Origin of the sequence: uncultured Gulosibacter sp., assembly GCF_963509965.1 — a bacterium.
Lineage (GTDB): Bacteria > Actinomycetota > Actinomycetes > Actinomycetales > Microbacteriaceae > Gulosibacter.
The window spans coordinates 47,851-73,901 of sequence record NZ_CAUPDE010000006.1; the positions used below are offsets into that span (position 1 = coordinate 47,851).

Here is a 26,051-nt window from a genome sequence, read left to right on the forward strand (position 1 = left end):
TGTTGGCGAGTACGCTCTTGGTAACACAAGTTCAGTTACACAGGGAGCTCCTAAGTGCGCCGTCACCTCGTTTTCTTGCATTACGACCCCGAAGGGCACGTCGACACTGCCGTCCTCCACACACTTCGCGGCTTTCGACCCCATGTCGAAAAGATCTTCGTTGTTGTTAACGGGTTTCTTGATGATGAGTCGAGACAGCGCCTCGACAGCGTGGCCGATGAAGTGATGGAACGCGAGAACGTCGGCTTCGACATCGGCGCCTACCGGGCAGCCCTCGGGCGGATCGGTTATAGCGAACTGTCTCAATACGACGAACTCTTGCTGGTGAACTACACCTTCTTTGGCCCTGTGGGGAGCTTTGACGATCTGTTTGAGCGGATGGATGCGAGCCCCGTTGACTTTTGGGGTATGACCGATCACATTGCAGTTACGCCACACCCGATCTTGGGCGTAGGCACTATGCCGCAACATCTGCAGTCGTACTGGCTTGCGATTCGCAACCGCATGTTCACGGCGCCAGAGTTTCGCGAGTACTGGTCGGGGCTCAAGAACGCCAACTCGTACCACGACGTCATCGTCAAGTTCGAGACTGAGTTTACTCAGCACTTTGCCGACCGTGGATTTACTTGGGAAGCTGCGTACAGTCACGAACGCTACGGCACGCTCAACGCATCGATGGAGGCCCCGCTTGCGCTCCTTGACGATGGCTGCCCCATGTTTAAGCGGCGAATCTATTTTCACGATGCTGTCGACCGTGACCACACCGGAGTTGCCGCGGCAGAAGTGACCCGGCGTGCACTCGAGCTGGGGTACCCCCGTGCAGAGCTCATTGACGGAATCTATCGACGAACCCCGTCGCGGCAGCTCTCGACAGCGATGGATGCCTACTTAATGGTGCCTGAGCCCTCAAACGAAAGTTCCGCGCATGATCAAGCTGGCGCGAATGTGGTTGAGGGGGAGTTCTGGAAGGCTTGGCTCGGTGAGGGGCAAGACGTTTTCGGCGAAAGTGGCGTCGTTTTTCGTGCTGGGGCCGATTTCGATACCGACGCCGCGAGCGCTACGATGCGTGCCGCTCGCGAGCGCGCGCTGAATGTTGCGCTGCGGCAGTCAGCCGAGGTGCTCGCCGCAATCGACCGCGACGAACACCTGGGGTTTGTGGTGCCACTCGTTGAACATCGGTCAACCGACGTGCTCGGCAATGGGTATGGGAAGTATGTTTTTCAGATCGGTGAGCTGGCCGACCTGCTTGGTATCCGTGCCCCTCTGGAGCTGGATGCGCCGCTCACTCCCGTTTTTGGGATTTCGGTGCTGCGCGCAGAAGCGTTCGCCGATTTACCGGCGAGAATCGCTGCTGCCGGAGGCTGGGACTCTGTGGCCGCGTCGGTAGGGGGTGATGCTGCACTATCAGAAATGCTCGACCTGCTGGCAGCAGATATTGCGCGTACCAGTGGGTTCATCACCGCCCAGGCGGCAACGCCGTTCCAGATGCGCGTTTCGCACGCCATGCTCGAGCAGAAGTTCTCACGCCTGGCTTCTCGGTTCGGTCCCGGTCCGAAGGCGCCTTTTGAAGGCACACTTCGCGCGAACACGCCGCGCGCGGTCGTTGCTCGCTGGGTGAAAAGTCGGTCGCCCGAGACTGCAGCGCGCATTGCGTCTCTTGAACGAACGGCGAAGGATGCTGCGAAAGGTTCGTTGAACTCGCTCCGACAAGTGGCCAAGCGGGTGGTCGGGCGATGAGAGAGAGCGGACGTCTGGTCGTCTATGTTTTGAATGAAAGCGGTGCGCGGCTATCTGAGTATGTGTTTCATGCTCTCGACGTCTACCGCAAACATGCCGAAACGCTTGTCGTAGTGGTGCAAGACAGCCTCCGGCTCGAGCCGCTGTCGCTACAGCGTTTGGAAGCTCACGCAGACAGTGTTTGGCACACAAAGCGGTCGCGCAGCATTTCTAACGTGTGGACTACGTTGCGAAAACGAGTCGGTCGCGAACAGCTCACCTCGTACGCTGAGGTGCTTCTAGTTAACGACAACAGCTTCGTGTTGTTCGATGAGCAGCTGCCGATGCCGGGTGATCCGGCAGCGCTAGACGCCTGGACTCTGGCACGCCCCGACCTTGCGCAGGGGCGTGAGCGAGCCCAGCTGAACTGGCTTGCCGTTCCTGGTCGGACTCTCGAGTTTGAACGATTCTGGTCAGTGGTCAAAAACTCGCCCACGACACTAGATGAGTTCCGTGACGGGCTGCTCGACATCGGCCTTGATGTAGGAACCGTTTTTGAGCGTCCCTCAGCGAATGACGTCTACCTGATTCGAGACTCGCTACATGACCTAATCGAACAGGGGCTCCCTATTGTTCCCTGGCATGCGCTCACTATCGATCCACTCACCGCAGACAGATGGGCCATCCTGCCACGTGACACCTATGACCTGGTAGTCGCCAAGGGGTATCCAGAGGAACTCATTTGGCAGCATTTGCTGAAAGTTCTTAAGCCTCGTACCTGGTACACGAATCTCACGATGCATGAGGTCATCCCTTCCTGTGGCGCCTCAGCAAACGACACACAACTTCGAACTGCGATTGTGATGCATGTCTACTACGTGGACATGCTTGATGAGCTGCTGGCTTATGCGGCGAATGTCCCGGGTAAGCGTCGACTTATCATCACCACGAACACCGCCGAAAAACGAGCTGAACTCGATGACATGGTTCGTGCCGATGGGCGGTTTGACGACTACGATGTGCGGGTCGTGACGAGTAACCGGGGGCGCGACATATCGGCGTTTGTGCTCGACTGTGAAGATGTGCTTCGTGACGAATCGATCGACATCGTAGTGAAGTTGCACTCGAAGCGGTCGGTGCAAGACCCCGCGACAGTGAGCTCATGGTTCCGTCGCCACCTTTTCGACAACCTGCTTGCGAACCCGGACTACACCCGGAACGTCTACACACTTTTTGAGCGGGAATCGCAGCTGGGGATGGTGTTTCCGCCGACGATCCATATGGGGTTGCCGACACTCGGTCATGCCTGGTCGCTGAACCTTGGCCCCGCGATCGAACTGGCGCCGCGTCTGGGGGTCACAGTTCCTCTCGATACCACCACGCCGCTTTCGCCATACGGGTCGATGTTCATCGCTCGTCGAGAGGTGCTGGCGCCGCTACTGGAGGCAGCGTTCACCGTCGACGAGTTTCCTGACGGTGAGGAATACCGTGACGGTTCTCTCGCACACACGCTTGAAAGGCTCATTAGTTACATCGGGATGAGTCGGGGATATTACGTCAAGACAGTTCAGTCGACCGAGCTCGCGGCGAAAAGTTCGGTGTTTTTGGAGTTTAAGCAGACAGAAGTTGCCCAGTACCTGCCGCCCTATGCCGTTGATCAGGTTGCTGCACTGTACGGCAACGGTGAGACTTGGCCTGCCATCTCGATGTTGAAGCGCATCGTCCGGTTGCGGATCGCGCAACGGTCTATGTTTGCCTCGAAGATGCTTGACCGTTTCGCTCATTTTCGGCGTCGTATTCGTCGCCGGCTTAATCGTGGCTAGCCTATGTATCACGCGATTTGTCGATGACAACGCGCGTGCTACCGGTCAGTGTGTGCAGATGGCGCGGTAGGTAAGAGGGGCTAGTCACTCTAAGTTTTGCGTAGATCGCGGCCCAGCATAGGAACATCCAGTGGCCCTCGACCAGCAGTCGTGATTCGGTCATCGACTGCACTACGAGGGCAACCAGGATGAGGAATGGGGCTGCGGTCTGGCTGGCTCGATGCTGGTGGGTGCCCTGGTGGTCGGTAAACATCACAAGTGGCGTGTCTGGCGGATCGATTGCAATCCACCAGGTGCGAATGAGTGCGGTGAACGTCAGCAGTGCAAATAGGACGACGCCGATTGCCCCCGTTTGCATCCAGGCATCAAGAAACGCGTTGTGTGCCTGATAATAGGTGGCGCCCTCAATGACGGCGAGGTCGTCAAACTGGGGCAGCCAAGGTGCCCAGTAGCTAATCCAGCCGATACCGATGAAGGGTGACTGCGCGCCGAGTTCGATAACAGCGCGCCAGATATCTCCTCGACCAGACATGTCTGACGAGCGATTCATCGTGGCGAAAATGAAATCGTTATTGGCAACGACAAAAATGGCGCCGGCGACAAGTAAGACACCAACCGTGCAGTACATCGCCCAACGGAGCAGCCGCGTAATGCGCCGCCCCAAGAACACGAGCACGCTGCCAAGGCCAACAAAAGCGAGTGCAATGAATGCGGTGGCTGAGTGAGCGTGCACCAGCACGAATATCGCTATGGCGATCATGCAGATCGCATAGGGGGTTGGAAGATAGCGATCCCAGAGCTGTACGACCGTCATGATCAAGGCGATCACTGCGATCATGGCCAATAGGTTGCGGTTTCCGGGAAGGCCCTGGATGTCACCCTGCGCAAGAATGTTGAGATTCGCGTGGCTCCAGTAAAAATTGCTGGGGATGCTGGCGAGGTCATGTGGGGTGCCCGGGCCGAGAAAGAATTGCAGCTCATTAAGGTAGAGGTAGGCCGGTGGGACCAGGCCGTGCGGAGCGAAGATTTTTACCCCGAGCTCAAACAGCAGTGAACCGATCGTGAGGATGCGGGTGGCGGCGCCGAGTGCTTGAAAAAATTGAAACCGAGTGAGGCAAAGCGCGAGACCCAGTCCGAAATAGGCCGTGAGCAGTTGCACGGCCGATGCCATCACTGTCTCGAGTGGATATTGCGACCACAGTGTTGAGAGCGCACACCATGCGACGAATGCAATCAGCATGGTGGGTAGGTGCCAAACGCGCACCTGCGAATGTCGGCGTCGGAGCGCTATGCCGAGGGTGACAGCGAGAACGAGCGCAACGATGACATAGCCCACCCATCCGATGGTGTATCGCAGCGCGTCACCAGAAAAAGCGATGCCGATGATGACGGTGCTCAACAGCATCGTGCGCGACACCCTCGGTGGGTCGGGCTGCCTCCGAGCATCGGTGGCAACACTGCGAGCGGGGTCGCTTGTGTGGCTCCGATGCTGGAATGTCATGCGGTCTATTCTCGCATCCGATTATCGGCGGAAGTCTCGGGTCGCTCGCTCGGCTGTCGAATTACAACGGTGTAAGTAGCTTGTTGCGTCAAAATCTGCGCCATTGTTCACGGTGTGTCGAAAATTACTTCGTGACAAATGTGACAAGTGTGACTAGTGTTTCAAATGTTGTTTACCGTGACGACACATTGAGTGTTGGAGGAATCATGACTAGTCAGGCCAGTTCGTCAGCAAACGGAAATCGCCTGCGCATGTTGGTGCTCGGGCTGGGAGCTGTGACGCTGTCGCTCGCCGCATGCACCAGCGTGGTTAGCGGCGGCGAAGCTACCGCGACCACCACCGCATCTGTTCCCACCGCCACGCAGACCACTGAGGCTGCGACCGAGTCAGCAACTGCGCCGGCGACGACCGAATCGAGCGACGCCGCATCCGGTGACGCGAACGTCATTGTGGTGGCAGCCGACTATGACGCGGCTGCCGCCACCATTGAGGTGCGTTCGATCGTGACAAATCTCATCACCGAGGGCACCTGCACGGTAACCGCCACGAGCCCCGCCGGTGTCGAACTCACAACCACGGTTGCAGCACGCCCAGACGCGCAAAGCACGGTGTGCCCGCTGGCCGTTATTGAGGGTGTAGACAGTGATGGCTGGAAGGTGCAGGTGGCCTTTGCAAGTGAGGCGGGTAATGGCGTCTCTGAAGCTGTTGTCGCGGAGGTGCGCCAGTGATTCGCCGCTTTCGACGCCATATTGCGCTTGCCTGTGCCGGTGCACTGATTGCGGTTACCGGGATCGTTCTGACGGCGAGCAATCAGGATGCACGGGCTGCCGACGCCGCTAACTTTCAGCCTGGTTATCTCATCAGCGATGAGAACTTCTATAACTCCGACGCGATGACGGTTTCGCAAATTCAAGACTTCTTGAATAAGCGTGGCGCAAACTGCACGGGCAACTGCCTCAAAGACAAACGCGTTGACACGGTAAGCAAGGCCGCCAACAAATACTGTGGCGCCTACCAGGGTGCGCGCGGTGAAACGGCCGCGCAGATCATCTCAAAAGTGGGTAAGACCTGCGGAATCTCACCAAAGGTGCTCATCGTGATGCTCGAGAAAGAAACGTCGCTGGTCACCATGGATAACCCCGGTGAATGGCGCTACGAGCGGGCGATGGGCTACTACTGCCCCGACGACCCGAGCCGCCCCGGATGGTGTAACCCCGAATACGCAGGCCTCTACAACCAGCTCTACCGGGCAGCCTGGCAGTTCAATCAGTATGCAGCGAATAGCGGCGACTATGCCTATGTAGCGGGACGCAATAACAGCATCCTCTACAACCCCGACCGTAGCTGCGGTGCGTCTAACGTCTACATCAAGAACCAGGCAACCGCATCGCTGTACATCTACACTCCCTACCAGCCCAACCAGGCGGCGCTGTCGAACCTTTACGGCTCGGGTAGTGGATGCTCGAGCTACGGAAACCGCAACTTCTGGCGCCTCTACACCGACTGGTTTGAGTCACCCACCGGGGCGGCAAATAAAAAACCGATCGGGCACTTCGACTCGGTCTCGGGAGCGACTGATTCAGTAGTCGTCAGCGGTTGGGGTGTCGATCCCGATGAAGCGGGCGGTCAAGTGCAGATTGAAGCGGTAGTCGACGGTGTTCGCTGGGTCTTCCGTACCGGTAAACCACGTGCGGATGTTGACCGAGCGATAGCCGCTGCCGGTCCAAATCAGGGATTTCAAGCACGAATTGCGGCTAAGTCGGGCACACGTAAAGTTTGCGTGAGTGTTCTTGATTCCAACCGTGGAGCTAAAGCCGAGCTTGGGTGTAAGTCTGTCGTGGTGAAGTCGAGCAATAGAAAGCCGGTTGGGCATCTCGACTCGACCGCGGGATCAACCAACTCGGTTACCGTCAGCGGCTGGGGTGTCGATCCGGATGCGCCCGGTGGGAAGGTGAAGATTCAAGCCTATGTAGACGGTACGCGGTGGGTCTTCCACTCGGGTAAGGCTCGGCCTGATGTGCAGCGAGTGATCCCCTACGCGGGGGCAAATCAGGGCTTTCAGACCCGCATCGCTGCAGCGCCTGGTGAGCGAAAGGTGTGTTTGAGTGTTCTTGACACTAAGGGTGGGCCAGAAACAGCTCTCGGCTGCAAGACCGTGACGGTGTCTTCGAGCTCAGGCGCCAAGTCGAGCTCGGCAAGCAGCGCCTCGGGTAAGTCTTCATCAACTACCCGTTCAGCCGATAAGGCGGCGCCGAAGCGATCCTCGCAGCAGAGGTCGAGTGCCAGCCAGCAGACCCTCTCGATCATTCCGCGCAGTGCCAGCGACGACACCGCGGCAAGCGACGGCTCGAACGACACGGCGTCGGTGCAGGCCTCCGCAAGCTCGCCAAACGAGAGCGCGAGTGAGTCGGCCTCGGTAGAAGAACGTCAACCCGAGCAATCGCCGTCGGGGAAGGCCCAACCTGCCGAGTCGGCGCAGGCTGACGACACCCCGGCAGAAGCCTTGCAGCCCGACGGGGCAGTCGAACCGGCGTTACCCGCTAAGCCGAGTGGTGAGTCCAGCTCGAACGGCGAGGCTCAGCCAAACAACGAGGCACAGCAGTCGAACGAGCAAGCCCAGCCGGGCGAGGCTCAGTCGGGCGGCCGAGTTGAACCATCGGGCGAAGCCGCACTGGCTGAGCAGGCACCGCGACAGCTGTCGGTGATCCCGAGCGAAAGTGTGGCTGAAGCCCACGACTTGTCGTCGAGTGACGCAACCGAACTCGCCGCAACCGGTATGCAGCCAATGACCACCCCGGTGCTTGTCGCGCTCGGTGTGCTGCTCGCCAGCGCCGCAGCCCTGCTCGGCACCCGAGCGCTGCGTCGCGAGCCCTAGCCCAGTGAGCTCGAGAGGTCGAAAGTGAGCTGAGAAACGCATCACTCAGCGCGTGTCAGGCCCAAACGCGGTACCGCGTTTGGGTCTGACACCGCTTTCCAGACTCGTAACGGGTAAAGTCACCAGCGATGTTTGTACCGCTCGAAAACACACCGATGCGCTATGCCTGGGGCGCACGAGGCGCGATTAGCGACTACCTCGGAACCACCGGTGCTGTTCGCGAGCCCGAAACTGGTGGCGCTCAAGCGCCGGTGCAGGCCGAACTTTGGCTCGGAGCCCATCACGGTTCTCCCGCGCTCATCACCAATCCCGAACTGGTGGGTGGCTACACCGATCTGCGGCAGTGGATCGAAGCCGAACCCGAACGCGCACTCGGCCAGTTCGCAAAAGGTTTGCGACACGGTGAGCCGGTGCGGCTGCCATTCCTGCTCAAAGTGCTCGCGGCAAGCGAACCCCTCTCGCTGCAGGTGCACCCCGACCTCGCTGGTGCACGCCAAGGGTATGCCGCCGAAAACGAAGCGGGTATCGCGGTTGACGATCCGGCGCGCAACTACCGCGACCCCTTCCACAAACCCGAACTGCTCATCGCACTCAGTGAAACCATGTCTGCGCTGGCCGGATTCCGCAGCTTCGCCGAAGTGCGTGAGCTCGTGGCAGATATCGCCGCGCTCGCCGATGAAACCGGCACCGCATCCCAGTTCGCCCCTTTTGCCGGGCGGGTAACTCACCTGAACTCTGCAGCGGCGCTACGTGAACTTGTGGCTTTCAACCTATCGAGGTGTGCCGAGGCGGCCGCAGCGCTCCCCACGCTTTATCGGTGGGCTGAAGGCGGCGGGAAGTGGCAGCGCGAACGGGCAACTGTGCGCGCTATTCGCCGTGCGCACCCCGATGACGCCAGCGTGCTGACGACGCTGCTCATGAACCACGTCACGCTGCACCGTGGCGAGGGTGTCTACATCCGTGCCGGGGTGCTGCACGCCTACGTTGAGGGCGTGGGTATTGAGGTCATGGCTGCCAGCGACAACGTGCTGCGCGGCGGGCTCACCGCCAAACATATGGATGTCGCCGAGCTCATGTCGGCGCTCAGCTTCGCTCCCACGCCGCCGCCGTACCTGAGTGCCGAACCGCTCAGCGAATGTGTGACCACTTTTGATCCCGACGAGCCCGACTTCCGCCTGCAGCGCGTGCAGGGAGGGCGAGTGGATGTCGAAATCGCCGTCGTCGGCCCGAGCGTGCTACTCAACCTCGGGCAGGCAGTTGAAATCACCGACGCGACGGGTGAGACGATCAAGCTCGCGCCCGGGAAAGCAGTTTTTACCACACCGGATGCGCCACCAATGCGCGTTGTCGGCGGCGATGTTGACCTGGTGGTGGCATCGACCGGTGTGGATGCTGGCGACACGCTACCGCTCGACTAGCCGCAGTGACGACGGTTGTCGTCGTGACACGGCGGTGCGCAAGCTGGGAAATCCCGCAGAATCTCGAGTCATCCATTACAGTTTCCGCCCTCGCACTTGACGCAACCCGTGTTACACCGGTGTAATTACATTCAATGAACAATCCGTTCACGGGAATGCGTTGGAGTTGTGATATGACAAAGGGTTTCAATCGGCCGGTACCAGAGAACTGGTACGTCGATCCGCTGGTGCAGGGTGTTCCCGGTACGCCCGACTACATTGGCGACGACAACCCGCTCTCATGGCAGGCCGACGCGCTGTGCGCCCAAACCGACCCCGACGCATTCTTCCCCGAGAAGGGTGGCTCTACCCGCAGCGCCAAATCAATCTGCCAGGCCTGCGTGGTGCGCGCCGAATGCCTGCAGTACGCCCTCGACAACGACGAGCGCTTCGGTATCTGGGGTGGCCTTTCAGAGCGCGAACGTCGCAAGCTGCGTCGACAGGCGTAATCTGCGGGCATCAGGCACTGTGCCGCGAGGTATCACAACCACGCTCCCGGCTCGCCGCACAGAATGCCAATTCGCTCGAGATCAATCACTAGCATTCAGGTAATGCGACCCAAAGTCACCGCAGTTGTCGTAGCTCGCGAAGCTGCCTCCGCGCTCGAACGCACCATTCCCGCGCTCGAGTCACAAACCGCGCCCATTGCGACATCAGTTTTCGTGCACATCGACTCGCGAGATGACACCCTCGAAGTCATGCGCGAGGCGCACCCAACGCTGCTGCTCACGGTCGCTCAAGACGCCTCCTTCGGTAAAGCTGTCGCCGCGGCAACAGGCGAACTCGACGCCATCGAGCCGATTCGCGAAGCCGATACCGGTGCCACACATCCAAACGAATGGCTCTGGTTCATCAACGCCGCAGACGCCCCCGAACCAGACGCGCTTGCAGAACTGCTCGACACCGCCGAACGAAACCCTTCACTGGCAGTAACCGGCCCCAAACTCGTCTCGGCACACGACCCCAGCCGACTGGTCGAGTTCGGCCAGTCGATCACCCCCACCGGCGAGTCAGTGCGGCTGCACACTGATGCATTTGACCAGGGCCAGTACGAAGCGTTCAGCGACGTGCTTGCTGTTGCCACCAACGGCATGCTCGTGCGCCGCGATGTGTGGAACGAACTGCACGGCTTCGACCCCGGGCTCGAAGCCGTCGACGACTCGCTCGATTTCTGTGTGCGCACCTGGCTCGCCGGAAACCGGGTGCTACTCACCCCCGACGCGCGCATCGAAACGCCCGGTAAGGATGCCCCCGGCACCGCAAAATACGGCCGCCGCACCGGTAACCAAGCCCGCTATCGGGCCCGTCGCACCGCAACACTGCACCGGCGATTGGCGTGGTCGGGCCCAGTCATGTTCTGGGTCAACTGGCTGCTGCTGCTTCCCGAAGTGGCTGTGCTGACAGTGCTCAACCTGCTCCGAAAACAACCCGGCCGCATCCTGCCCGATTTCTTCGCCGCACTCAAAGTATTCTTCGGTGGCACCGGCGCGCTAGCCGCCCGCCGCCGATTCGCCGCGACGAGCGAACAGCCGCTGGCGAGTCTCGACCGGCTTCGCATCTCAGCTTCTGAATGGCGCACAATGCGCGCCATCAAACGTGACGAGCAGCTCGCAATCGCCCAACAGGGCGGTGACCGATACAACTTCATCACCGGCGGCGGTGGCTGGGTAGCCCTGATCACCGCAGTCGCCTCGGCAATCATGCTTTTCCCGCTGCTGCGCACCAGCGTGCTCAGCGGGGGAGCGTTGCTACCGCTTTCGGGCAGCATCGGCGAGCTGTGGGCCGCCACCGGCTACGGTCTGCGCGACACCGGCGGCGGAATCGGCGTGGCCGACCCGTTCCAATTCGTTCTCGCCGCACTCGCCAGCCTCACGTTCTGGCAGCCAAGCCTGATCGTCGTCGTAATCTGGCTCATCGCCCTACCGCTGGCAGCCACCGGCGCCTGGTTCACCGCCGCGCGCTTCACTCGGCGACCCTGGCTTCGCGCATTTTTCGCTCTCGCCTGGGCGCTTTCACCAACGCTGCTCGGCGCACTCGCCGACGGCCGCCTCCCGGCGGTGCTCGTGCACATCACGCTGCCCTGGTTTGTTTTCGCATTCTTCGCCGCCCGCAACCGCTGGGCCGCATCGGCCGCCGCATCCCTGCTCGCCGTGGTGATTGCCGCCAGCGCCCCCTCGCTCATCCCGGCGCTGGTGATCCTCTGGCTGCTGATGGTGGTCACCTCGGGCGCCGGATGGCTGCGCCAAGTGTTTGTGCCCATTCCCGCCGCCGCGATGTTCCTGCCGCTTGTGGTGACGCAGTTCAATCGCGGTCGCCCCCTCGCGGCCCTCGCCGACCCGGCGCTACCCGTCCCCTACGAACCGCTCCACGGCTGGCACACGGTGTTTGGATTCGCCGACCCGAACCTCGGCGGCTGGCACGACTTCTACGGCCAGCTCGGTTTCGGTGGCAGCAACCAGTTCGTGCTGTTTACCGCACTGTTGGCACCGCTGGCGATACTCGCCGCGATCGGTATCTTCACCAACGGCTGGCGGCTGGCACTTGCCGGCCTCATCGTCGCGGCAACGGGATGGATCACCGCCGGTGTGGCTGGCGGCTTCGCGTTCGCCGTGTGGGAAGCAACCGCGGTGCCGATCTACCCAGCCGCCGCACAGTCACTCGGCTACTTCGGCCTACTGATGGCCGCCATCGCCGGCGCCGCTCACATCGGGCCACTGCGCATCCCGGTAACGATGCTCGCCCTCATCGGCGTGACCGCACTGATCGTGCCGCTCTTCCCGGCACACCTCACCGGAACCGCAGCGGTAACCGCCTCAGACGGACGCACACTTCCCGCACTCGCCACCGTGCAGGGCGAGGATGCAGCCCAATTGGGCACCCTGGTGGTCACGCCCATCGGGCCAGACCAGCTGCGCCTCAACCTCGAACGCGGCTCAGGCATGAAGCTGAACGATATCTCGACCCTCGCCACCACCAACCCGGCAACCTCACCCACCGATGAGTCACTCGCCGCCCTCGTGGTTGACTTCTTGAGCGCCGGTAAATCAAACCCGATGTCGCAACTGCACGAACTCGGTATCGGATTCGTGCTCCTTCAACCCGCCGAAGGGGCCGGTGCACCACTCGGGCAACGACTGGTGACCGGACTGTCGACCAACGAATCGGTGACCAGCATCGGCAAAATCAAAGACTATGGAACGCTGTTCCAAGTGGTGAACGCCGCCGAGAAACCCACCGACCCGGTGCTTGCACAGCAGCTCGATGTCACCAACTGGCAGAACCTGCTCGGTCGCGCCATGCTGATCGCACAGACACTCATCCTGCTGTTTGTGATCTTGCTGGCCCTGCCCACCGGCCGGGTCGCCGATCTGAGCGCAGCCGCACGCCGCAACAAACCGCAGTGGGAAGACCTCGACCGCGGCAAAGACGTGCTGGCGCTGCGCAACTACCAGCTCGACCAAGAGCGCGTTGAAGTGTATTCATCCGCCGCCAGCGGAGACACCACCAGCCCCGCCGGGAAGGAGGAGCTCGATGACTGATCGCGAACACGACGACGAAGCGATGCCCGACCAACGCGATGACGCCTCGCAGCCGGACGAACCCGCGCAGCCCGAAACCGAAACCATCCGGCCACCGGTGATTGCGGCACTGACCGTCGACGACAGTGCCACGGCGGCCACGCAACAACGCGACAGCGAAAAAGCAGCAACCCCGCCCGCATCCAAAACATCCGACGACGAAGCGGTGGCCGCCTCATCCGCAACGCCAAAAAACAGCCCACGCCTGCGCCGTTCCGGTAGCGGCGCCACCGCCGCTGCGCGCCGAAAACGCACCGAAAGCGCCGAGCTGCGTCAGCGCAAAGTGGTGGGGGCAGTAGCCCGCACCACGGGCGTGATCGCCTCGTTCGCGGTAGTCGCCGGCACTGTGTGGGCACTGGGCTGGATGCCCCTTCCCACGCACACCACCGAACCAGCGGGGCTGCAGGTGACCCCGCCAAGCGGCGACCAGCAGGCAGTATGCCCCGGCCCGCTCTTGCAGCTCGGGCTCAGCAGTGATGCAAACCAGATCAGCCCAGTGGGTGAGCCACAGATCACGCACCACTCACGCGGCGCCCAGCCAGAGTCCACCACTCTGAGCGAGGGTGGCCCCGCGGTGTTCGTGCAGCACGCCACGAAAGCACAAAACCAGCTGTTGAGCGCAGCCGAATCGGCCACACTCAACACCCCGAAAACCAACGGCTACACCGCCACCAACTGCATCGCCCCAGCATCCTCACAGTGGCTGCTCGCCGGCAACACCGAAACCGGACACACCACCGCACTCGACATCCTCAACCCCGGGTCAGTGAAAGCGCGCGTCAACTTCCGCATCTTCACCGGCACCGGCCCAGCCCCGTCGGGCCTGGCCGAAATGGTGCTCGAACCGGGCGAACACCAAAGCATCAGCCTCGCCGGAGTCGTGCCCGAATCATCCGTGATGGCGGTAGAGGTGATCGCCACCGGCGCGCCAGTGGCCGCCTACATCCACGAAACGTTCACCGAAACACTCACCCCGCGCGGCGCCGAAATTGCCGAATCAACCACCGAATACGGCACCACCCAGTTCTTGCCCGGCGTGGCAATCTCGGCCTGGCCACAAGACGGGCCCGAATCGTCAGCAACTATCGGCACTGCCGTGCGGCTGCTCAACCCGGGTGACACCGAAACCACGGTGACCATGCAGGTGCTCGACGAAAACGGCAAAGTTGCCTACCGTGACGATATTCCGGTGCGAGCCAACACCGTTCTCGACTACCCGGTGGGTAATGTGCCCAACGGCAAATACACCATCCGCGTTGATGCGCCCACCCCAATTGTCGCCGCAGCTCGGGTCGCGCCGCTCGACTCAAGTGAGTTTGCCTGGCTCGCGCCGTCACCCTCGCTGGGCGACACCGCACTGATCGCGGTTCCCGAAGGAAAATCACCCCGGCTCGCAGTAATGAACCCCGGCGAAACTCGTGAGATCACCGTGAACGGGAAACGCGTGACCATCGCCGAGGGAACAACCTACGAAACCGATATCTCTGGCGACAAGGTTGAACTCACCGGTGCCAGCGGGATGCGCGCGGCCGTTCACTTCATCTCGCCCGGTGCCTATTCAAGCTTCCCGGTGCAGCCGAGCCTCAGCGAAGGCGATACCATCACCGTCTACCGCTAGCGACCCCAGCCGCCCGGATCGAGCCGATCTTCAAGTCGGCCGTCAAGCAGCTCATTCACTGCCGACATGACCACTCGCTCCACATACTCGCGGAACATCGGCTGATCGGCTGGGTTCGAAAGTGACATGCGTGCCATTCGCTCAACCGGCACCCGGTAGATCACCACGCGCTTGAGCGTGCGGTCAAGATCCCACATTCCAGCCGCATTCGGGTTGCTGGCATCGGCTCGCGGCATCCCGGCGACCGTAACCGAAACCTCGGCCATCAAATCGGGTGCAACCGCCTGCAAAAAACCAACCGTTTCGGTGACCACTTGAAAAAAACGCGGGATGCGACCGGTCAACTGCGGCAGGAAGGGGCCAGCCACACTCGAACGCAGCTCGCGTCCGTGCCGACTACGTGCACCACGTGAACGGCGTTGCGAGTGCATCCTGCGGGAACGATACATGTGCATCAGCCTAACGCGCGGCGACCCGAAACTTGTCGGGCCGCCGCGCAGTGCGGATGAGTGCTGGCAACGAGGCAGAACTCGCCCGTGTTTGTTGCGGTTCAGCTCCGGTTGCGGATCAGCGCTCGTCGCGGATCAGTGCGAGCGCCAGATCGCGTACCCGCGCCATCTGCACGAAAGTGGCCGCCTCAACGTTGAGCCGTAGCAGCGGCTCGGTGTTCGACGGGCGCACATTTACCCACCACCAGTCACGGCCACCAAACGAGAACGTGAGCCCATCGAGCTCATCGACCGACGCGGAACCCGAAAACTCGGTGACCAGTCGGTCGTAAGCGGCAGGAATATCTGCAACCGTCGAGTTGATCTCACCCGACGCGAAATAGGGGGTGTGCTCGGCCGCGATCTTCGACATCGGCTCGGTCTGCGAACCGATATACGCGAGCATATGCATCGCCGCGAGCATGCCGTTGTCGGCACCCCAAAAGTCGCGGAAATAGTAGTGCGCCGAATGCTCGCCACCAAACACCGCGTGAGTGCGCGCCATTTCGGCTTTGATGAGTGAGTGGCCAACCCGGGTGCGTACCGGAGTGGCCGAAATCGACTCGATGGTTTCGACCACATGGCGTGACACCAGCAGGTTGTGGATCACCGTGATGTCGGTTTCGCCGGCGGCGCGCACCCGCTCGACCTCTCGCGCCGCAACGATCGCGCACACCGCCGAGGGTGAAACGGGTTTACCGCGCTCGTCTACCAGGAAGCAGCGGTCAGCATCCCCATCGAACGCGAGCCCGAGGTCGGCACCCTCGGCAACAACCCGCTGCTGCAGATCAACGAGATTCTTCGGGTCGAGCGGGTTGGCTTCGTGGTTGGGGAAGGTGCCGTCGAGCTCGAAATACATCGGCACGATCTCTAGCGGAAGTTTCGGCAGCTCACATGCCGACCCGAGCACTGCCGGAACCGTTTTTCCGGCCATGCCGTTGCCCGCATCCACCACGATTTTCAGTGGTCGAATGCTGCTGAGATCAACGAGTTCACGCAGATAGTTGGCGTAGTCGCTCAACACCTCGCGCTCGGTTACCTCAGCGATAGTGTCGGATGCGGCCGGGATACCGTCGCGCAGGTAGACGGCAGCACGGTCGCGAATCGCGCCGAGGCCGGTGTCGAGTGAGATACCGCGGGCGCCGGCAGCCGATAGCTTCATACCGTTGTAGGCGGCCGGGTTGTGGGAGGCGGTGAACATGGCGGCGGCTGCCTGCTCGCGTCCCGAAATGAAGTAGGTCATATCGGTTGAGCAGTAGCCGAGCAGCACCGGCTTCGCGCCGCGCACGGCTGCGCCACGCGCGAAGGCGGCGGCGAACGCGGGGCTCGAGTCGCGCATATCGTGACCGATAAAGATTTCGTGGCCGGCGAGGTCGAGTTCGTCGACAGTGGCGGCACCGACCGCGGTAACGAGCGGTTCGGTAATGGTGTCACCGACGAGCCCACGGATGTCGTAGTTCTTGACGATGGCGTTGAGATCACCAAGCTGAGCGGGGTCTGCCGCAGGGATCGCTGTATTCATGACGATCCAGTGTAGTCAGTGGCAGATGCAGCGGGTCGAATCGCTTGGGTTGTGTATGCGGCGCGTTCACTGTCGGGTTACTGCGAGTCGCATATAAAGATGTATAAAGATGTATAAGGGCGTATAGCAATTTTTGCATACACGTCAATACAGTTGCATAAGGCGTCATACAACCAACAACGGAGATCGGCTCGATGGATCCCACTCTCAACCCTTTCGCGCCGGGTGCGGGGCTACGGCCTCCGGCCCTGGTCGGGCGCGACGCGGAAATAGCTGAGGCCGACACCTTGGTGAAGCGCGTGTCCATGGGCCTGGCCTGTCGGGGGTTAATCCTGTATGGGCTCAGGGGAGTCGGCAAGACCGTGCTGCTTAACGAACTTGCCTTCCGGCTGGACAAAGCTCAGTGGTTTGTAGTGAGCGTTGAGGCAAACAAGTCTGAACAGGGTGCCGTGAAACTACGCCGGCGACTCGCCGACGAATTGCAGCGTCGCGCCAGATCGAGAACTGAAGCGTTTGGCGATGCAGCGGGCGCGATTGCTGCTGCACTGGGATCCCTCACCCTGCGCTTTGCTGGAACCGAAATATCAGTGAATCGCGAGCGCAACAGCTCAACAAACGAACTCGATCTCAGAGACGCGGTGTTGAAAATCGCGGCAGCACTCCAGCGTCGGCAGCGAGGTTTTGCAATTTGTGTTGATGAAATTCAAGACATAGACAATGAACTTGCTGAAGATCTCATCGAAGCTCAGCATGCTGCTGGGCAGCAGGGCTTGCCGTTCTTCCTGTTGGGAGCAGGGCTGCCTGGGACGCCTGCGAGGTTAGCTGACTCACACTCTTATGCCGAGCGACTATTCAACTACTGCCAGGTGGGCCCACTGGATGCCGCTGGAGTTGACGCTGCACTGAATGAGCCGGCAGCGCGTCAGAATGCCTCCTTTTCGTTTGAGGCAGTGCAGGCAATCGCTGATGCGTCGGCCGGCTATCCCTATTTCGTCCAAGAGTTTGGGCAGGCCGCTTGGAACCTGGCTGATGGGCCGCAGATCACGAAAGAAGAAGCCCACGCTGCTGTGCAGCGCGGATTTGACGAGCTAGACAGCGCCTTTTTCGCTTCTCGATGGAGCAAGGCAACGGACAGGGAGCGGGATTACCTTCGCGCAATGACGGTTACCGACGGAACCCAGACCCTCACACGCGAGGTCGCTCAGCGACTGGGTACTACAGTGCAAAGCCTTTCACCTCAGCGGCAGAGCTTGATCGATAAGGGAATAATCTGGTCACCCGAGCGCGGGAAGATCGCGTTTACGGTGCCTGGAATGGCTGAGTTTATTGATCGACTCAGTAGCTAACCGGCGGTAGGGGGCACCGGTGGTTGGCCGAGCGGGGTGGGTTTGATGAGCAGCCACCCCGCGGGCACCGAGGTTTTTTCGGCGTGGAACTGGCACAGATCGTAGCTGTGCGGTTCGGCGCGGTATGACAGCGGGCCGAGGGCTGCCATCTTGTCGCCGTAGTCGAAAGTGAGCGTGAACTGTGCACGACGCGAGCAGCCAACACGGCAGCAGGGTCGAGTACGCATACCGGCAAGTCTACTTGGCAGTGTGCGGGCGCCCAGCGGGCTCAGGGTATTCAACCCGGGCAACCACCAGGCGGCGTTGGCGCGCGCGATACGGCTAGCGCTGACAGTTCGGGCACCACACCGATTCACGCTCGGTGGCGCCGCTGCGGGCTGATCCCGACTCGTGCGTGCCGGAAACAAGATCGCTGCCGCACCGGCGACACTGACGCCCTTCGCGGCCAAACACCCAGTTGGGGCGGCGAAGATCACCGGTGAAGGTGCGCTCAACCCGGTCGCGGTTGGCGAGCATGAGCTGGCGGCCAAGTGTCAGCCACTCGTCAATATCACCGGCCTCGGCGACAGTTCGGCTCGGCAGCACACCGCATAAAAAACACATCTCGGTGACGTACTCATTACCGAGGCCCGCCACATTGCGCTGGTCGAGCAGCGCCGCGGTGATGCTGCGGCCGGGCTGCGCGAGGATGCGCCGCCGCGCTTCCGCAAGATCGGGCTCGGCTGCCAAAAGATCGGGGCCGAGCCAGCCCAGCCGCTGCGGTTCATCGGCGGTTCGCCAGCATTCGAGTTTCGCGAGGTCGATGCCGAGCGCGATCACCGCGTCGGTGCCGATGATGGCGCGGATGCGGTGCGCCGCTGGCCAGGAAAGCGTCGGGCCACCGCGTGCCCCGCCGGTGCGATCCCGTGCCGATCGTGTGGCCCGCCCACCCGAGCTGCCGGGCGGTACGAGTCGCCACGACCCGTCCATCCCGAGGTGCGAGTGCACAGTGTGGTCGCCGATACGCAGCAGGATGTGTTTGCCGCGCGCATCCGCACCGCGGATTTTTTCGCCCGTGAGGTCGAACTGCGCGAACTTTGGTACCCGCAGCTCGAACCGGTCGATGGTGCGTCCGGTGAGTGACCGCGCCAGGTGGTACGCCGCGCGATAGGCGGTGTCTCCCTCGGGCATTAGGGATGCACCCGCATTCGGAATCCACGCGGCGTGGCGTTGAACCCGGCCTGCTGCAGCCTGGTGGCGGTGTCGGTTTCGAGGGCGTAGTTGCCGTTGATGCGTTCAATCACCAGGTCGGGGATGCGCGCGGCGCGCACAGTGGCGGCGAGCGATTCGGCTGCCTGGCTGATGAGCCGGTCGTTATCGGTGAACTGCAGCATGGTTTTGCCGCCGCGCTCAACGTAGAACACGAGCTGCCCGGCAACGAGGGTGACGAGCCCGCCGGCCTTCCGTCCCGGTCGATGTTTGCTTTGCGCGAGCTCGGGCCAGGGCAGGGCCGTCCCGTAGGGATTGGCTGGGTCGGTGGCAGCCAGGGTCACCACGCGGGTGGGTGCGTCGTTGCGGTAGCCGTCGGCGCGTTCCGTTGTGTCGCGGTCGATGGCTCGCAGGCGGTCGATTGCACCGGCGGTGGCGAACTGTGCGGCGCCGAGCTGTGCGACGAAATAGCCGCGGCGGGCGTGACCGGCCTGTTCGAACTTGGCGAGCAGCTGATAGACGGCGGTAAACCCGCCCGGAACATCGGCCGCGGTGACGGTGCCCTTGGTGACGACGCCGTAGCGGTACAGCAGCAGTTCGCCGAGAGCCCCAGCCTGCTCGGCAGCGTCGAGCGGGCTGAGGGTGCTGTTGGTGCTCGGGGTGAGTGACCAGCGTCCGGCGGCATGTGGCGGGGTTGGCGTGGTTGGCCCCGCATGCATGCCGCTACGGTAGAGGCGGCCGCGTGCGGCGCGCCGGGGTGTGCGATGTGCCGAGGTGGATGCACGCCCGCCCGGTGCGGCTAAAAGAGCGCGCAGCGGGGCGAGCGCGTCGGTGGTGGCGTATCCCGCCCAGGCGAGTTCCCACAGCGCATCGGCCACGGTCGCCGCTGATGGTGCATCCTCGCCGAGCGCGCGCAATAGCTCTGCAAAAAACATTGCTCCGCCGGTGGCGAGCCGAGCGCGCAGCTGCTGCGCGAGCGGCGATAGTTCAGTTGCTTCGGGCCCGGGAGGTGGTGCCAGCGGTAGCAGTTCGCTCAGCGAGAGCGACACCCAGCCGTCGCTGGTGCCGATGGCGCCGTGCCCGATCCAGCGCACTTCACCCGAGGCGAGCAAGCCGTCGAGCATGGCGGGTTGGTAGTCGTGGATGCGTGCCGGCAAGATCAGCGATTCCCAAGCCGATGCCGGAAGCGGCATCCCGTGCAGCTGCTCGATCACCGCGATCAGCCCCTCGACACCCTCGAGCCCTTCAGTGCCGAGCATCCGGGTGGTCTGCGCCGTGCGGTCATGCGGTGCCGTGGGTTGGGTATCGCGCACATGCTGCCACTCGGCCAGAAATTGTGCGTATGTCTGCTGCGACACCGGTTCTACTTCGCGACGCAGCTTCGCGAGCGTGCGCGAGCGGATGCGCCGCAGCACCTGCTCATCCACCCACTCGGTGCCCTCGCGGCTCGGCGTGAACTCGCCGTGCACCACGCGGTGTGCCACTTCGAGTCGACGCAGCACATCGGCCACCACCGCCTGGCCGAGCCCGAGTGCTTCGGCGGCAGCCGCAGTGGTGAACGGTGCGTTCGTGCGCGCGTATCGGCCCACAAGATCGGCGAGCGGGTCGGCAACCGGTTCGAGGAACACTGCCGGAACCCCCAGCGGCATCGGGGTGCCGAGCCCGTCGCGTAGGCGCGCGGCATCTTCTACTGCGGCATACACTTCGCGGCCGGCGAGGCGAACCTGGATGGCTCGGCGTGCAGCCACCAGTTCGTGCAGCGCTGCTGCCGCGTCGAGGTGCGCATCCGCATCGACACGTGCCGCAACTTCAGCGGCATCTAACGGGCCAACCACGCGCAAAAGGTCGGCGATGCCCTCTACGTCGTGGGCCCGCCAACCGGCTGCGGTGCGTTGCAGTTCGGCCGCAACGGCGGTGATCGCTTCGGCATCGAGCAGCTCGCGTAGCGAGGCGGTGCCGAGCAGGTCACCCAGCAGGTTCATATCGAGCGAGAGTGCTGCCGCCCGTCGTTCGGCAAGTGGCTGGTCGCCCTCGTACATGAAGGCGCCAACATAACCGAATAGCAGTGTGCGCGCGAACGGTGACGGTTCGGCGGTGGTGACGGTCACCACCCGGATGCTTCGCGCGCGGATGCCCTGCAGCAGCTCGTGCAGCGCGTCGAGGTCGTACACATCGTGGAGCACTTCTCGCACGGTTTCGAGCACGATCGGAAACTCGGGGTAGCGGCGGGCCACTTCGAGCAGTTGCGCGGCCCGCAGCCGCTGCTGCCACAGCGGTGAACGTTTGCCGGGATGTGAGCGCGCCAGAATCAGTGCTCGGGCAGCATTCTCGCGAAAGCGCGCCGCGAACAGTGCCGACCCACCCACCTCGCGGGTGACGAGCTGCTCAATCTCATCGGGTGCAAAATCGAAGAGTTCGGCACCCGGAGGCTCGGCCTCAATATCGGGCAGGCGCACGATGATGCCGTCGTCGCTGGCAATCGCCGAGGCTTCGAGACCGAACTGTTCGCGCATCCTGGCGGTTACCATCAACGCCCAGGGGCCGTGCACCCGCCGACCGTAGGGGCTGTGCAGCACGATGCGCCAATCGCCGAGCTCGTCGCGGTGCCGTTCGACCACGAGCGTGCGGTCGGAGGGAATATGCCCGGTGATCTCGCGCATTTCGTGCAGGTAACTGCGCAGGTTCGCCGCCGCGAACGGGTCGAGGAGCCCGTCGAGGTCGTCGCTAGCAGCGCGGTCGGCATACTTGCGAGCAAACGCGCCCATCGCGGCGCCGAGCTCGGCGGGCCGGCCGAGCGCATCACCGATCCAAAACGGTAGTCGGCCGGGCTCGCCAAATGCGGGTGTTACACGCACCTGGTCGGGGCCGATTTCGCGGATGCGCCAAGAAGTCGAGCCGAGCGCAATAACATCGCCCACCCGCGACTCATACACCATTTCTTCATCCAGCTCACCCACGCGGCGACCCACCACGCGTCGCGACGCGGTGCCGTCGTCGGGAAGGTCTTCGGTTCCGGTGAGCATGAACACCCCGAAGGTGCCGCGGTCGGGAATCGTGCCGCCGCTGGTGACCGCGAGCCGCTGGGCACCGGGGCGGCCGGTGAACGCATCCAGTTCGCGATCCCACACGATGCGGGGGCGCAGCTGCGCGAACTCGTCGGATGGGTAGCGTCCGGCGAGCAGGTCGAGCACGCTGTCGAGCAGCGCCCGCGAGAGTGTGGCAAACGGTGCCGCGCGGCGCACAAGGTTGAGCCAGTCATCGGCCTGCCACCGGTCGAGTGCCGAGGCCGCGATGGTCTGCTGTGCCAGCACATCGAGGGGGTTGGTGATGGGTGTGAGCGCCTCGATCGACCCTGTCAGCATGCGTGATGCCACTACCGCCGAGTGCAACACATCGGCGCGATGTTTGGGGAAGATCACCCCGCGCGACACCTCGCCAACCTGGTGCCCGGCGCGGCCGAGCCGCTGCAGCCCGCTTGCTACCGACCAGGGCGCTTCTACCTGGATAACCAGATCGACCTCACCCATATCGATACCGAGCTCGAGGCTCGAGGTGGCTACCACACAGCGCAACCGGCCCGATTTCAACGCGTCTTCTACTTCGGCGCGGGTTTCTTTCGATACCGAGCCGTGGTGAGCGCGCGCGAGTTCGGGGGCAGCTCCGGCGAACTCTCCCGAACCACCGATGAGCGTGGCGTTTTTGAGGCGCGGGTTTGGATGCTGGCGTGACTCGCGCTGCTCGGCAGGTGAGTGCGGGGCTGGTTGCGAAGGCGGTGAGGGGGTTGGTGGCGGCGGTGCTGGCGAGTCTGCTGCCGGTGCGAGCAACTGGCGTTCGTCGTACAGCTCATTCAGGCGCGCGGTGAGCCGTTCGGCCAGCCCGCGCGAGTTAACAAACACGATGGTTGCGCGGTGCGCGAGCACTCGGTCGAGGATCTCTGCTTCGATATGGGGCCACACCGAACCGGCGCGCTGTTCGTGAGCGATCGATTGGGATGCATCCCCAAAAATTGGGGTGTCGCCAGCATCCTCGGCGCGGTCAACACGCTCGGTGTCGCCTGCAGCTCGCCTCGCCCCTGAAGGCCCACCGGCGGCGATATCGCTGAGATCTTCGACGGGAACCACGATGCGCAAATCAAAGCTTTTCTCGCTCGGCGGCGCGACAATATCGACCCGTGCCCGGCCGCCGAGAAACTTTGCCACCGCATCGAGTGGCCGCACAGTGGCCGACAGCCCGATACGCTGCGCGGGCCGCTCGAGCAATGCATCGAGCCGCTCGAGCGAGAGCGCCAGATGCGCGCCACGTTTAGTGGCAGCCACCGCGTGCACCTCGTCGATGATGACGGTATCGACCTGTCGCAGGGTGCGCCGCGCCTGTGAGGTGAGCAGCAAAAACAGCGATTCGGGTGTGGTGATCAAAATATCGGGCGGTTTGGCCTGTTGGCGTCGCCGCTCTGCCGGGGGAGTGTCGCCCGACCGCACACCCACGGTGAGTTTCGGCGCCTCGTCACCGAGCCGCTGCGCGGTCTGCGAGATTCCCACCAGTGGCGCGTTGAGGTTGCGTTCGACATCGACTCCAAGCGCCTTCAGCGGCGAAATATAGAGGATGCGTGTGCCGCGGGCCGCGCCACCGGGTGCCGGGCCTGCGGCATGCCCGGGATCGTGTTCGGGAGCACCCTCAGCGACGGCCGGCGACACCGCATCGGGCTCAGCGGCACGGGTGCGCTGGCGCATTACCCGGTCGATCGCCCACAAGAATGCCGCGAGTGTTTTTCCCGACCCGGTGGGCGCGACCACGAGCGTGTGCTTGCGCTGCGCGATCGCCGCCCACGCTTCGCGCTGCACCCGCGTGGGCTCGGCGAAAGCCACGCGGAACCAGCTGGCAGTAGGCGCGCTGAACAGCTCGAGCCCATCGCTCGCTGCCGAATGAGTGTCACGCGCCATGACACCATCAAACACCCAGCCACCGACATTTGTGGCCGCGGCAGTGGTATTACGGGCCGCTACCAGTGCTGCAGATAGCTGATTGCCGCGCGCAATAGCGCTCCGCGCCCGCCCTCGAGCTCTTCAAGCAGGTCGGGGTCGCTGGCATCATCCGGGGTTACCCAGGTGACCTCCAGCGCATCTTGGCGAGGCTGGCACTCACCGGTGACCGGCACGATATACACCAGCGCGATGGCGTGCTGGCGTTCATCGTGCAGCTGGGTCATCGGCATTGGCGAAAACTCGGCAATCGTGAACGGCACCAGTGCGGGTGGCAGCTGCGGGAACGCCATCGTGCCGAGATCTTTTTCAAGATGCCGCACCAGCGCCTCACGCAGGGTCTCGCCATAGTGCACCCGTCCCGAAACAAACGAGCGGGCAATCATCCCGTCACCGGTGGCGCGCAGCAGCAGCCCCAGATGCTCTACCTGCCCTGAACTACCAACCCGCACTGGAATCGCCTCGACATACACGATGGGCACCCGCTTGCGGATGTAATCAAGTTCGTCGGCGTCCATCCAACCGCCTTGGCCTTCGGGATCGGGAGTGCGAACGTCCATACCGCTGATTGTGCCGCATCTTGATACTTGGTGCGAGACAATGTTGCCATGCTCACCGCGAACGACCACCTGACCGACGCACCGCTCGTGGTGCTCTTGCACGGCTACGGCGCTGATGAACGCGACCTGGCGGGCCTGGTGCCATACCTGCCCGAACACTACCGCTACGCATCGCTGCGCGCCCCCGAACCGGTTCCCGAGATGCCCGGCCACCAATGGTTTTCGCTGCGCTGGGTGCCGGGCCCGGCCGGCCCCACCCTCGATACGAGCGCCGAAGCCGAGGCCGCACTCAACCGTGAAGTCACCGCCGCTGCTACCGACCTGATCGACCGCATCGCGGCACTCGGTGCCGAGCGAGTGGCCTTTATCGGATTCTCGCAGGGTGCGGTTGCCGGGATGCAGGCGTGGCGGCTCGATCCCGACCGGTTCGTATGCGGCGTGGTGCTGTCGGGCTTTGTCGCCTCGGGCGAGGTGGCGGGGGATGCGGTGCTGGCCGAGCGGCGCCCGCCGGTTTTTTGGGGTCGCGGCGATGCCGACCCGGTGATTCCGCAGGCGGCGATTGAGTTCGCCGGGCCGTGGCTGGATGCGCACACCACCCTCGAGCGGCTGGTGATTCCCGGCGCGGGGCACGAAATAACCCTTCCCGAACTCAACGCGGTGGGGCACTTTTTGGATGCGCAGCTGAGCTGATCTCGGCGCCAGCCCGCCTGTACTCGGCAGCAGACCACTTCACCCCAGGCGCCGATATTTTGCATATAAGTTCACATCGCCGAGCCAGCCAGCGCGAACCCGTATTGGCGGGTTGCTGCTAGTGCGATGCGTGCAACGTCTCGTTGGAAATCGTCACGCGCGGAGGCGCCCATGCGCGTCCTTTCAACTCGGGAAACCGTGACTCCCAGGCATCAATGATGAACCGGTCGAGACTCAACCTCGGCCACAGTCGGATGAGCCGATCGGCGTTGAGGTAATTGCAGATCTCCGCGGTGGTGCCTTCAGTAAGCACTGCTTGGTAGACGACAGTTGCCGCTCCGAGCTCACCGAGGTCGTATTCGTTATTGCCTGGGGCCCAGATAATGTGGTGCGGCAGCGATACCGTGCCGGCTGCCGGGCCTTGCAGGCTGGTCAGTGATGCGGGGACGTTGATTGGCTTGAAATGGCGAATCGTCAGGTGCTGCGTCACTGGTGCTCCTATCGCTTCGTGCAATAAGGATACGGTGTTGGTATTGCACGGGCAATGTTCTGCACCTGGGTTTTGATCCTGCCGCTGCTTACGAAACCGGCTGGTCATCACGAGTTTCCGAGTGGCTGACGCCAACACTCACCGCGAGTCGACCAGTCGCACTGTGGGCGTGCGCAGATGCACGAGACTCGACAGCTTTGTAACCGTTGAGTGCCTCTGC

General features: G+C 62.6%; 18 protein-coding genes. 10 read left to right on the top strand and 8 right to left on the bottom strand.

Going from position 1 to position 26,051, the window contains the following annotated elements; translation table 11 throughout:
• The first annotated feature begins 54 nt into the window (after positions 1–54).
• Together RQ865_RS05565 and RQ865_RS05570 are read left to right on the top strand one after the other, a co-directional pair.
• Positions 55–1,737, top strand: coding sequence for a rhamnan synthesis F family protein (locus RQ865_RS05565; RefSeq protein ID WP_311478128.1), 1,683 nt, complete (start codon positions 55–57; stop codon positions 1,735–1,737).
• A complete protein-coding gene (locus RQ865_RS05570) occupies positions 1,734–3,539 on the top strand; it encodes a rhamnan synthesis F family protein (RefSeq protein WP_311478129.1) in 1,806 nt (601 codons plus the stop codon). Before RQ865_RS05565 ends, RQ865_RS05570 begins: the two co-directional genes overlap by 4 nt.
• A gap of 1 nt (position 3,540) precedes the next feature.
• Here RQ865_RS05570 and RQ865_RS05575 read toward each other — a convergent pair whose 3' ends face one another.
• A complete protein-coding gene (locus tag RQ865_RS05575; protein ID WP_311478130.1) occupies positions 3,541–4,944 on the bottom strand; it encodes an O-antigen ligase family protein in 1,404 nt (467 codons plus the stop codon).
• Positions 4,945–5,246: 302 nt separating this feature from the next.
• Here RQ865_RS05575 and RQ865_RS05580 point away from each other — a divergent pair, with 302 nt between their 5' ends.
• From RQ865_RS05580 to RQ865_RS05605, 6 genes are all read left to right on the top strand, one after another.
• Complete coding sequence (locus RQ865_RS05580; protein WP_311478131.1) at positions 5,247–5,768, top strand: hypothetical protein; 522 nt, start codon at positions 5,247–5,249, stop codon at positions 5,766–5,768.
• Positions 5,765–7,915, top strand: coding sequence for a hypothetical protein (locus tag RQ865_RS05585; protein WP_311478132.1), 2,151 nt, complete (start codon positions 5,765–5,767; stop codon positions 7,913–7,915). Before RQ865_RS05580 ends, RQ865_RS05585 begins: the two co-directional genes overlap by 4 nt.
• 128 nt (positions 7,916–8,043) lie before the next feature.
• A complete protein-coding gene (gene manA, locus RQ865_RS05590) occupies positions 8,044–9,333 on the top strand; it encodes a mannose-6-phosphate isomerase, class I (protein WP_311478133.1) in 1,290 nt (429 codons plus the stop codon).
• A gap of 173 nt (positions 9,334–9,506) precedes the next feature.
• On the top strand, positions 9,507–9,821 hold the full coding sequence (locus RQ865_RS05595) for a WhiB family transcriptional regulator (RefSeq protein WP_311478134.1): 315 nt from the start codon (positions 9,507–9,509) through the stop codon (positions 9,819–9,821).
• Between the two features lie 102 nt (positions 9,822–9,923).
• Positions 9,924–12,911 (top strand): glycosyltransferase, encoded by a 2,988-nt coding sequence (locus RQ865_RS05600; protein WP_311478135.1) that lies wholly within the window; start codon positions 9,924–9,926, stop codon positions 12,909–12,911.
• Positions 12,904–14,568 (top strand): DUF5719 family protein, encoded by a 1,665-nt coding sequence (locus RQ865_RS05605; protein ID WP_311478136.1) that lies wholly within the window; start codon positions 12,904–12,906, stop codon positions 14,566–14,568. The genes RQ865_RS05600 and RQ865_RS05605 overlap by 8 nt, the downstream gene beginning before the upstream one ends.
• Here RQ865_RS05605 and RQ865_RS05610 read toward each other — a convergent pair.
• A complete protein-coding gene (locus tag RQ865_RS05610; RefSeq protein WP_311478137.1) occupies positions 14,565–15,017 on the bottom strand; it encodes a hypothetical protein in 453 nt (150 codons plus the stop codon). The genes RQ865_RS05605 and RQ865_RS05610 overlap by 4 nt on opposite strands.
• A gap of 118 nt (positions 15,018–15,135) precedes the next feature.
• Positions 15,136–16,578 carry a phosphomannomutase/phosphoglucomutase gene (locus tag RQ865_RS05615; RefSeq protein WP_311478138.1) on the bottom strand — a complete coding sequence of 481 codons (1,443 nt, stop codon included), beginning with the start codon at positions 16,576–16,578 and terminating at the stop codon, positions 15,136–15,138.
• Positions 16,579–16,772: 194 nt separating this feature from the next.
• On the opposite strand from RQ865_RS05615, the gene RQ865_RS05620 reads away from it, so the two are divergent.
• Positions 16,773–17,924 carry an ATP-binding protein gene (locus tag RQ865_RS05620; protein ID WP_311478139.1) on the top strand — a complete coding sequence of 384 codons (1,152 nt, stop codon included), beginning with the start codon at positions 16,773–16,775 and terminating at the stop codon, positions 17,922–17,924.
• Here RQ865_RS05620 and RQ865_RS05625 read toward each other — a convergent pair.
• The 4 genes from RQ865_RS05625 to RQ865_RS05640 form a co-directional block, all read right to left on the bottom strand.
• Positions 17,921–18,151, bottom strand: a complete 231-nt coding sequence (locus RQ865_RS05625) for a DUF3499 family protein (RefSeq protein WP_311478140.1) — start codon at positions 18,149–18,151, stop codon at positions 17,921–17,923. The genes RQ865_RS05620 and RQ865_RS05625 overlap by 4 nt on opposite strands.
• 94 nt (positions 18,152–18,245) lie before the next feature.
• The gene (locus tag RQ865_RS05630; RefSeq protein ID WP_311478141.1) at positions 18,246–19,094 is read right to left on the bottom strand and encodes a DNA-formamidopyrimidine glycosylase family protein; all 849 of its coding nucleotides are present in this window, start codon (positions 19,092–19,094) and stop codon (positions 18,246–18,248) included.
• Positions 19,094–24,052 (bottom strand): ATP-dependent helicase, encoded by a 4,959-nt coding sequence (locus tag RQ865_RS05635; RefSeq protein WP_311478142.1) that lies wholly within the window; start codon positions 24,050–24,052, stop codon positions 19,094–19,096. The genes RQ865_RS05630 and RQ865_RS05635 overlap by 1 nt, the downstream gene beginning before the upstream one ends.
• A gap of 59 nt (positions 24,053–24,111) precedes the next feature.
• Entirely contained in the window at positions 24,112–24,651 is a 540-nt protein-coding gene (locus tag RQ865_RS05640; RefSeq protein ID WP_311478143.1) for a DUF4916 domain-containing protein, read from the bottom strand.
• A gap of 48 nt (positions 24,652–24,699) precedes the next feature.
• Here RQ865_RS05640 and RQ865_RS05645 point away from each other — a divergent pair, with 48 nt between their 5' ends.
• A complete protein-coding gene (locus tag RQ865_RS05645) occupies positions 24,700–25,341 on the top strand; it encodes an esterase (RefSeq protein WP_311478144.1) in 642 nt (213 codons plus the stop codon).
• Between the two features lie 118 nt (positions 25,342–25,459).
• Here RQ865_RS05645 and RQ865_RS05650 read toward each other — a convergent pair whose 3' ends face one another.
• The gene (locus RQ865_RS05650) at positions 25,460–25,831 is read right to left on the bottom strand and encodes a transcriptional regulator (RefSeq protein WP_311478145.1); all 372 of its coding nucleotides are present in this window, start codon (positions 25,829–25,831) and stop codon (positions 25,460–25,462) included.
• Positions 25,832–26,051: the final 220 nt, after the last annotated feature.

Bases quoted from the DNA above. Each gene is read 5' to 3' on its own strand.
- RQ865_RS05570 (WP_311478129.1), top strand. From the start codon at position 1,734: ATGAGAGAGAGCGGACGTCTGGTCGTCTATGTTTTGAATGAAAGCGGT.
- RQ865_RS05575 (WP_311478130.1), bottom strand. From the start codon at position 4,944: ATGCTGTTGAGCACCGTCATCATCGGCATCGCTTTTTCTGGTGACGCG.
- RQ865_RS05580 (WP_311478131.1), top strand. From the start codon at position 5,247: ATGACTAGTCAGGCCAGTTCGTCAGCAAACGGAAATCGCCTGCGCATG.
- manA (WP_311478133.1), top strand. From the start codon at position 8,044: ATGTTTGTACCGCTCGAAAACACACCGATGCGCTATGCCTGGGGCGCA.
- RQ865_RS05595 (WP_311478134.1), top strand. From the start codon at position 9,507: ATGACAAAGGGTTTCAATCGGCCGGTACCAGAGAACTGGTACGTCGAT.
- RQ865_RS05600 (WP_311478135.1), top strand. From the start codon at position 9,924: ATGCGACCCAAAGTCACCGCAGTTGTCGTAGCTCGCGAAGCTGCCTCC.
- RQ865_RS05605 (WP_311478136.1), top strand. From the start codon at position 12,904: ATGACTGATCGCGAACACGACGACGAAGCGATGCCCGACCAACGCGAT.
- RQ865_RS05610 (WP_311478137.1), bottom strand. From the start codon at position 15,017: ATGTATCGTTCCCGCAGGATGCACTCGCAACGCCGTTCACGTGGTGCA.
- RQ865_RS05615 (WP_311478138.1), bottom strand. From the start codon at position 16,578: ATGAATACAGCGATCCCTGCGGCAGACCCCGCTCAGCTTGGTGATCTC.
- RQ865_RS05620 (WP_311478139.1), top strand. From the start codon at position 16,773: ATGGATCCCACTCTCAACCCTTTCGCGCCGGGTGCGGGGCTACGGCCT.
- RQ865_RS05625 (WP_311478140.1), bottom strand. From the start codon at position 18,151: ATGCGTACTCGACCCTGCTGCCGTGTTGGCTGCTCGCGTCGTGCACAG.
- RQ865_RS05630 (WP_311478141.1), bottom strand. From the start codon at position 19,094: ATGCCCGAGGGAGACACCGCCTATCGCGCGGCGTACCACCTGGCGCGG.
- RQ865_RS05635 (WP_311478142.1), bottom strand. From the start codon at position 24,052: ATGGCGCGTGACACTCATTCGGCAGCGAGCGATGGGCTCGAGCTGTTC.
- RQ865_RS05640 (WP_311478143.1), bottom strand. From the start codon at position 24,651: ATGGACGTTCGCACTCCCGATCCCGAAGGCCAAGGCGGTTGGATGGAC.
- RQ865_RS05645 (WP_311478144.1), top strand. From the start codon at position 24,700: ATGCTCACCGCGAACGACCACCTGACCGACGCACCGCTCGTGGTGCTC.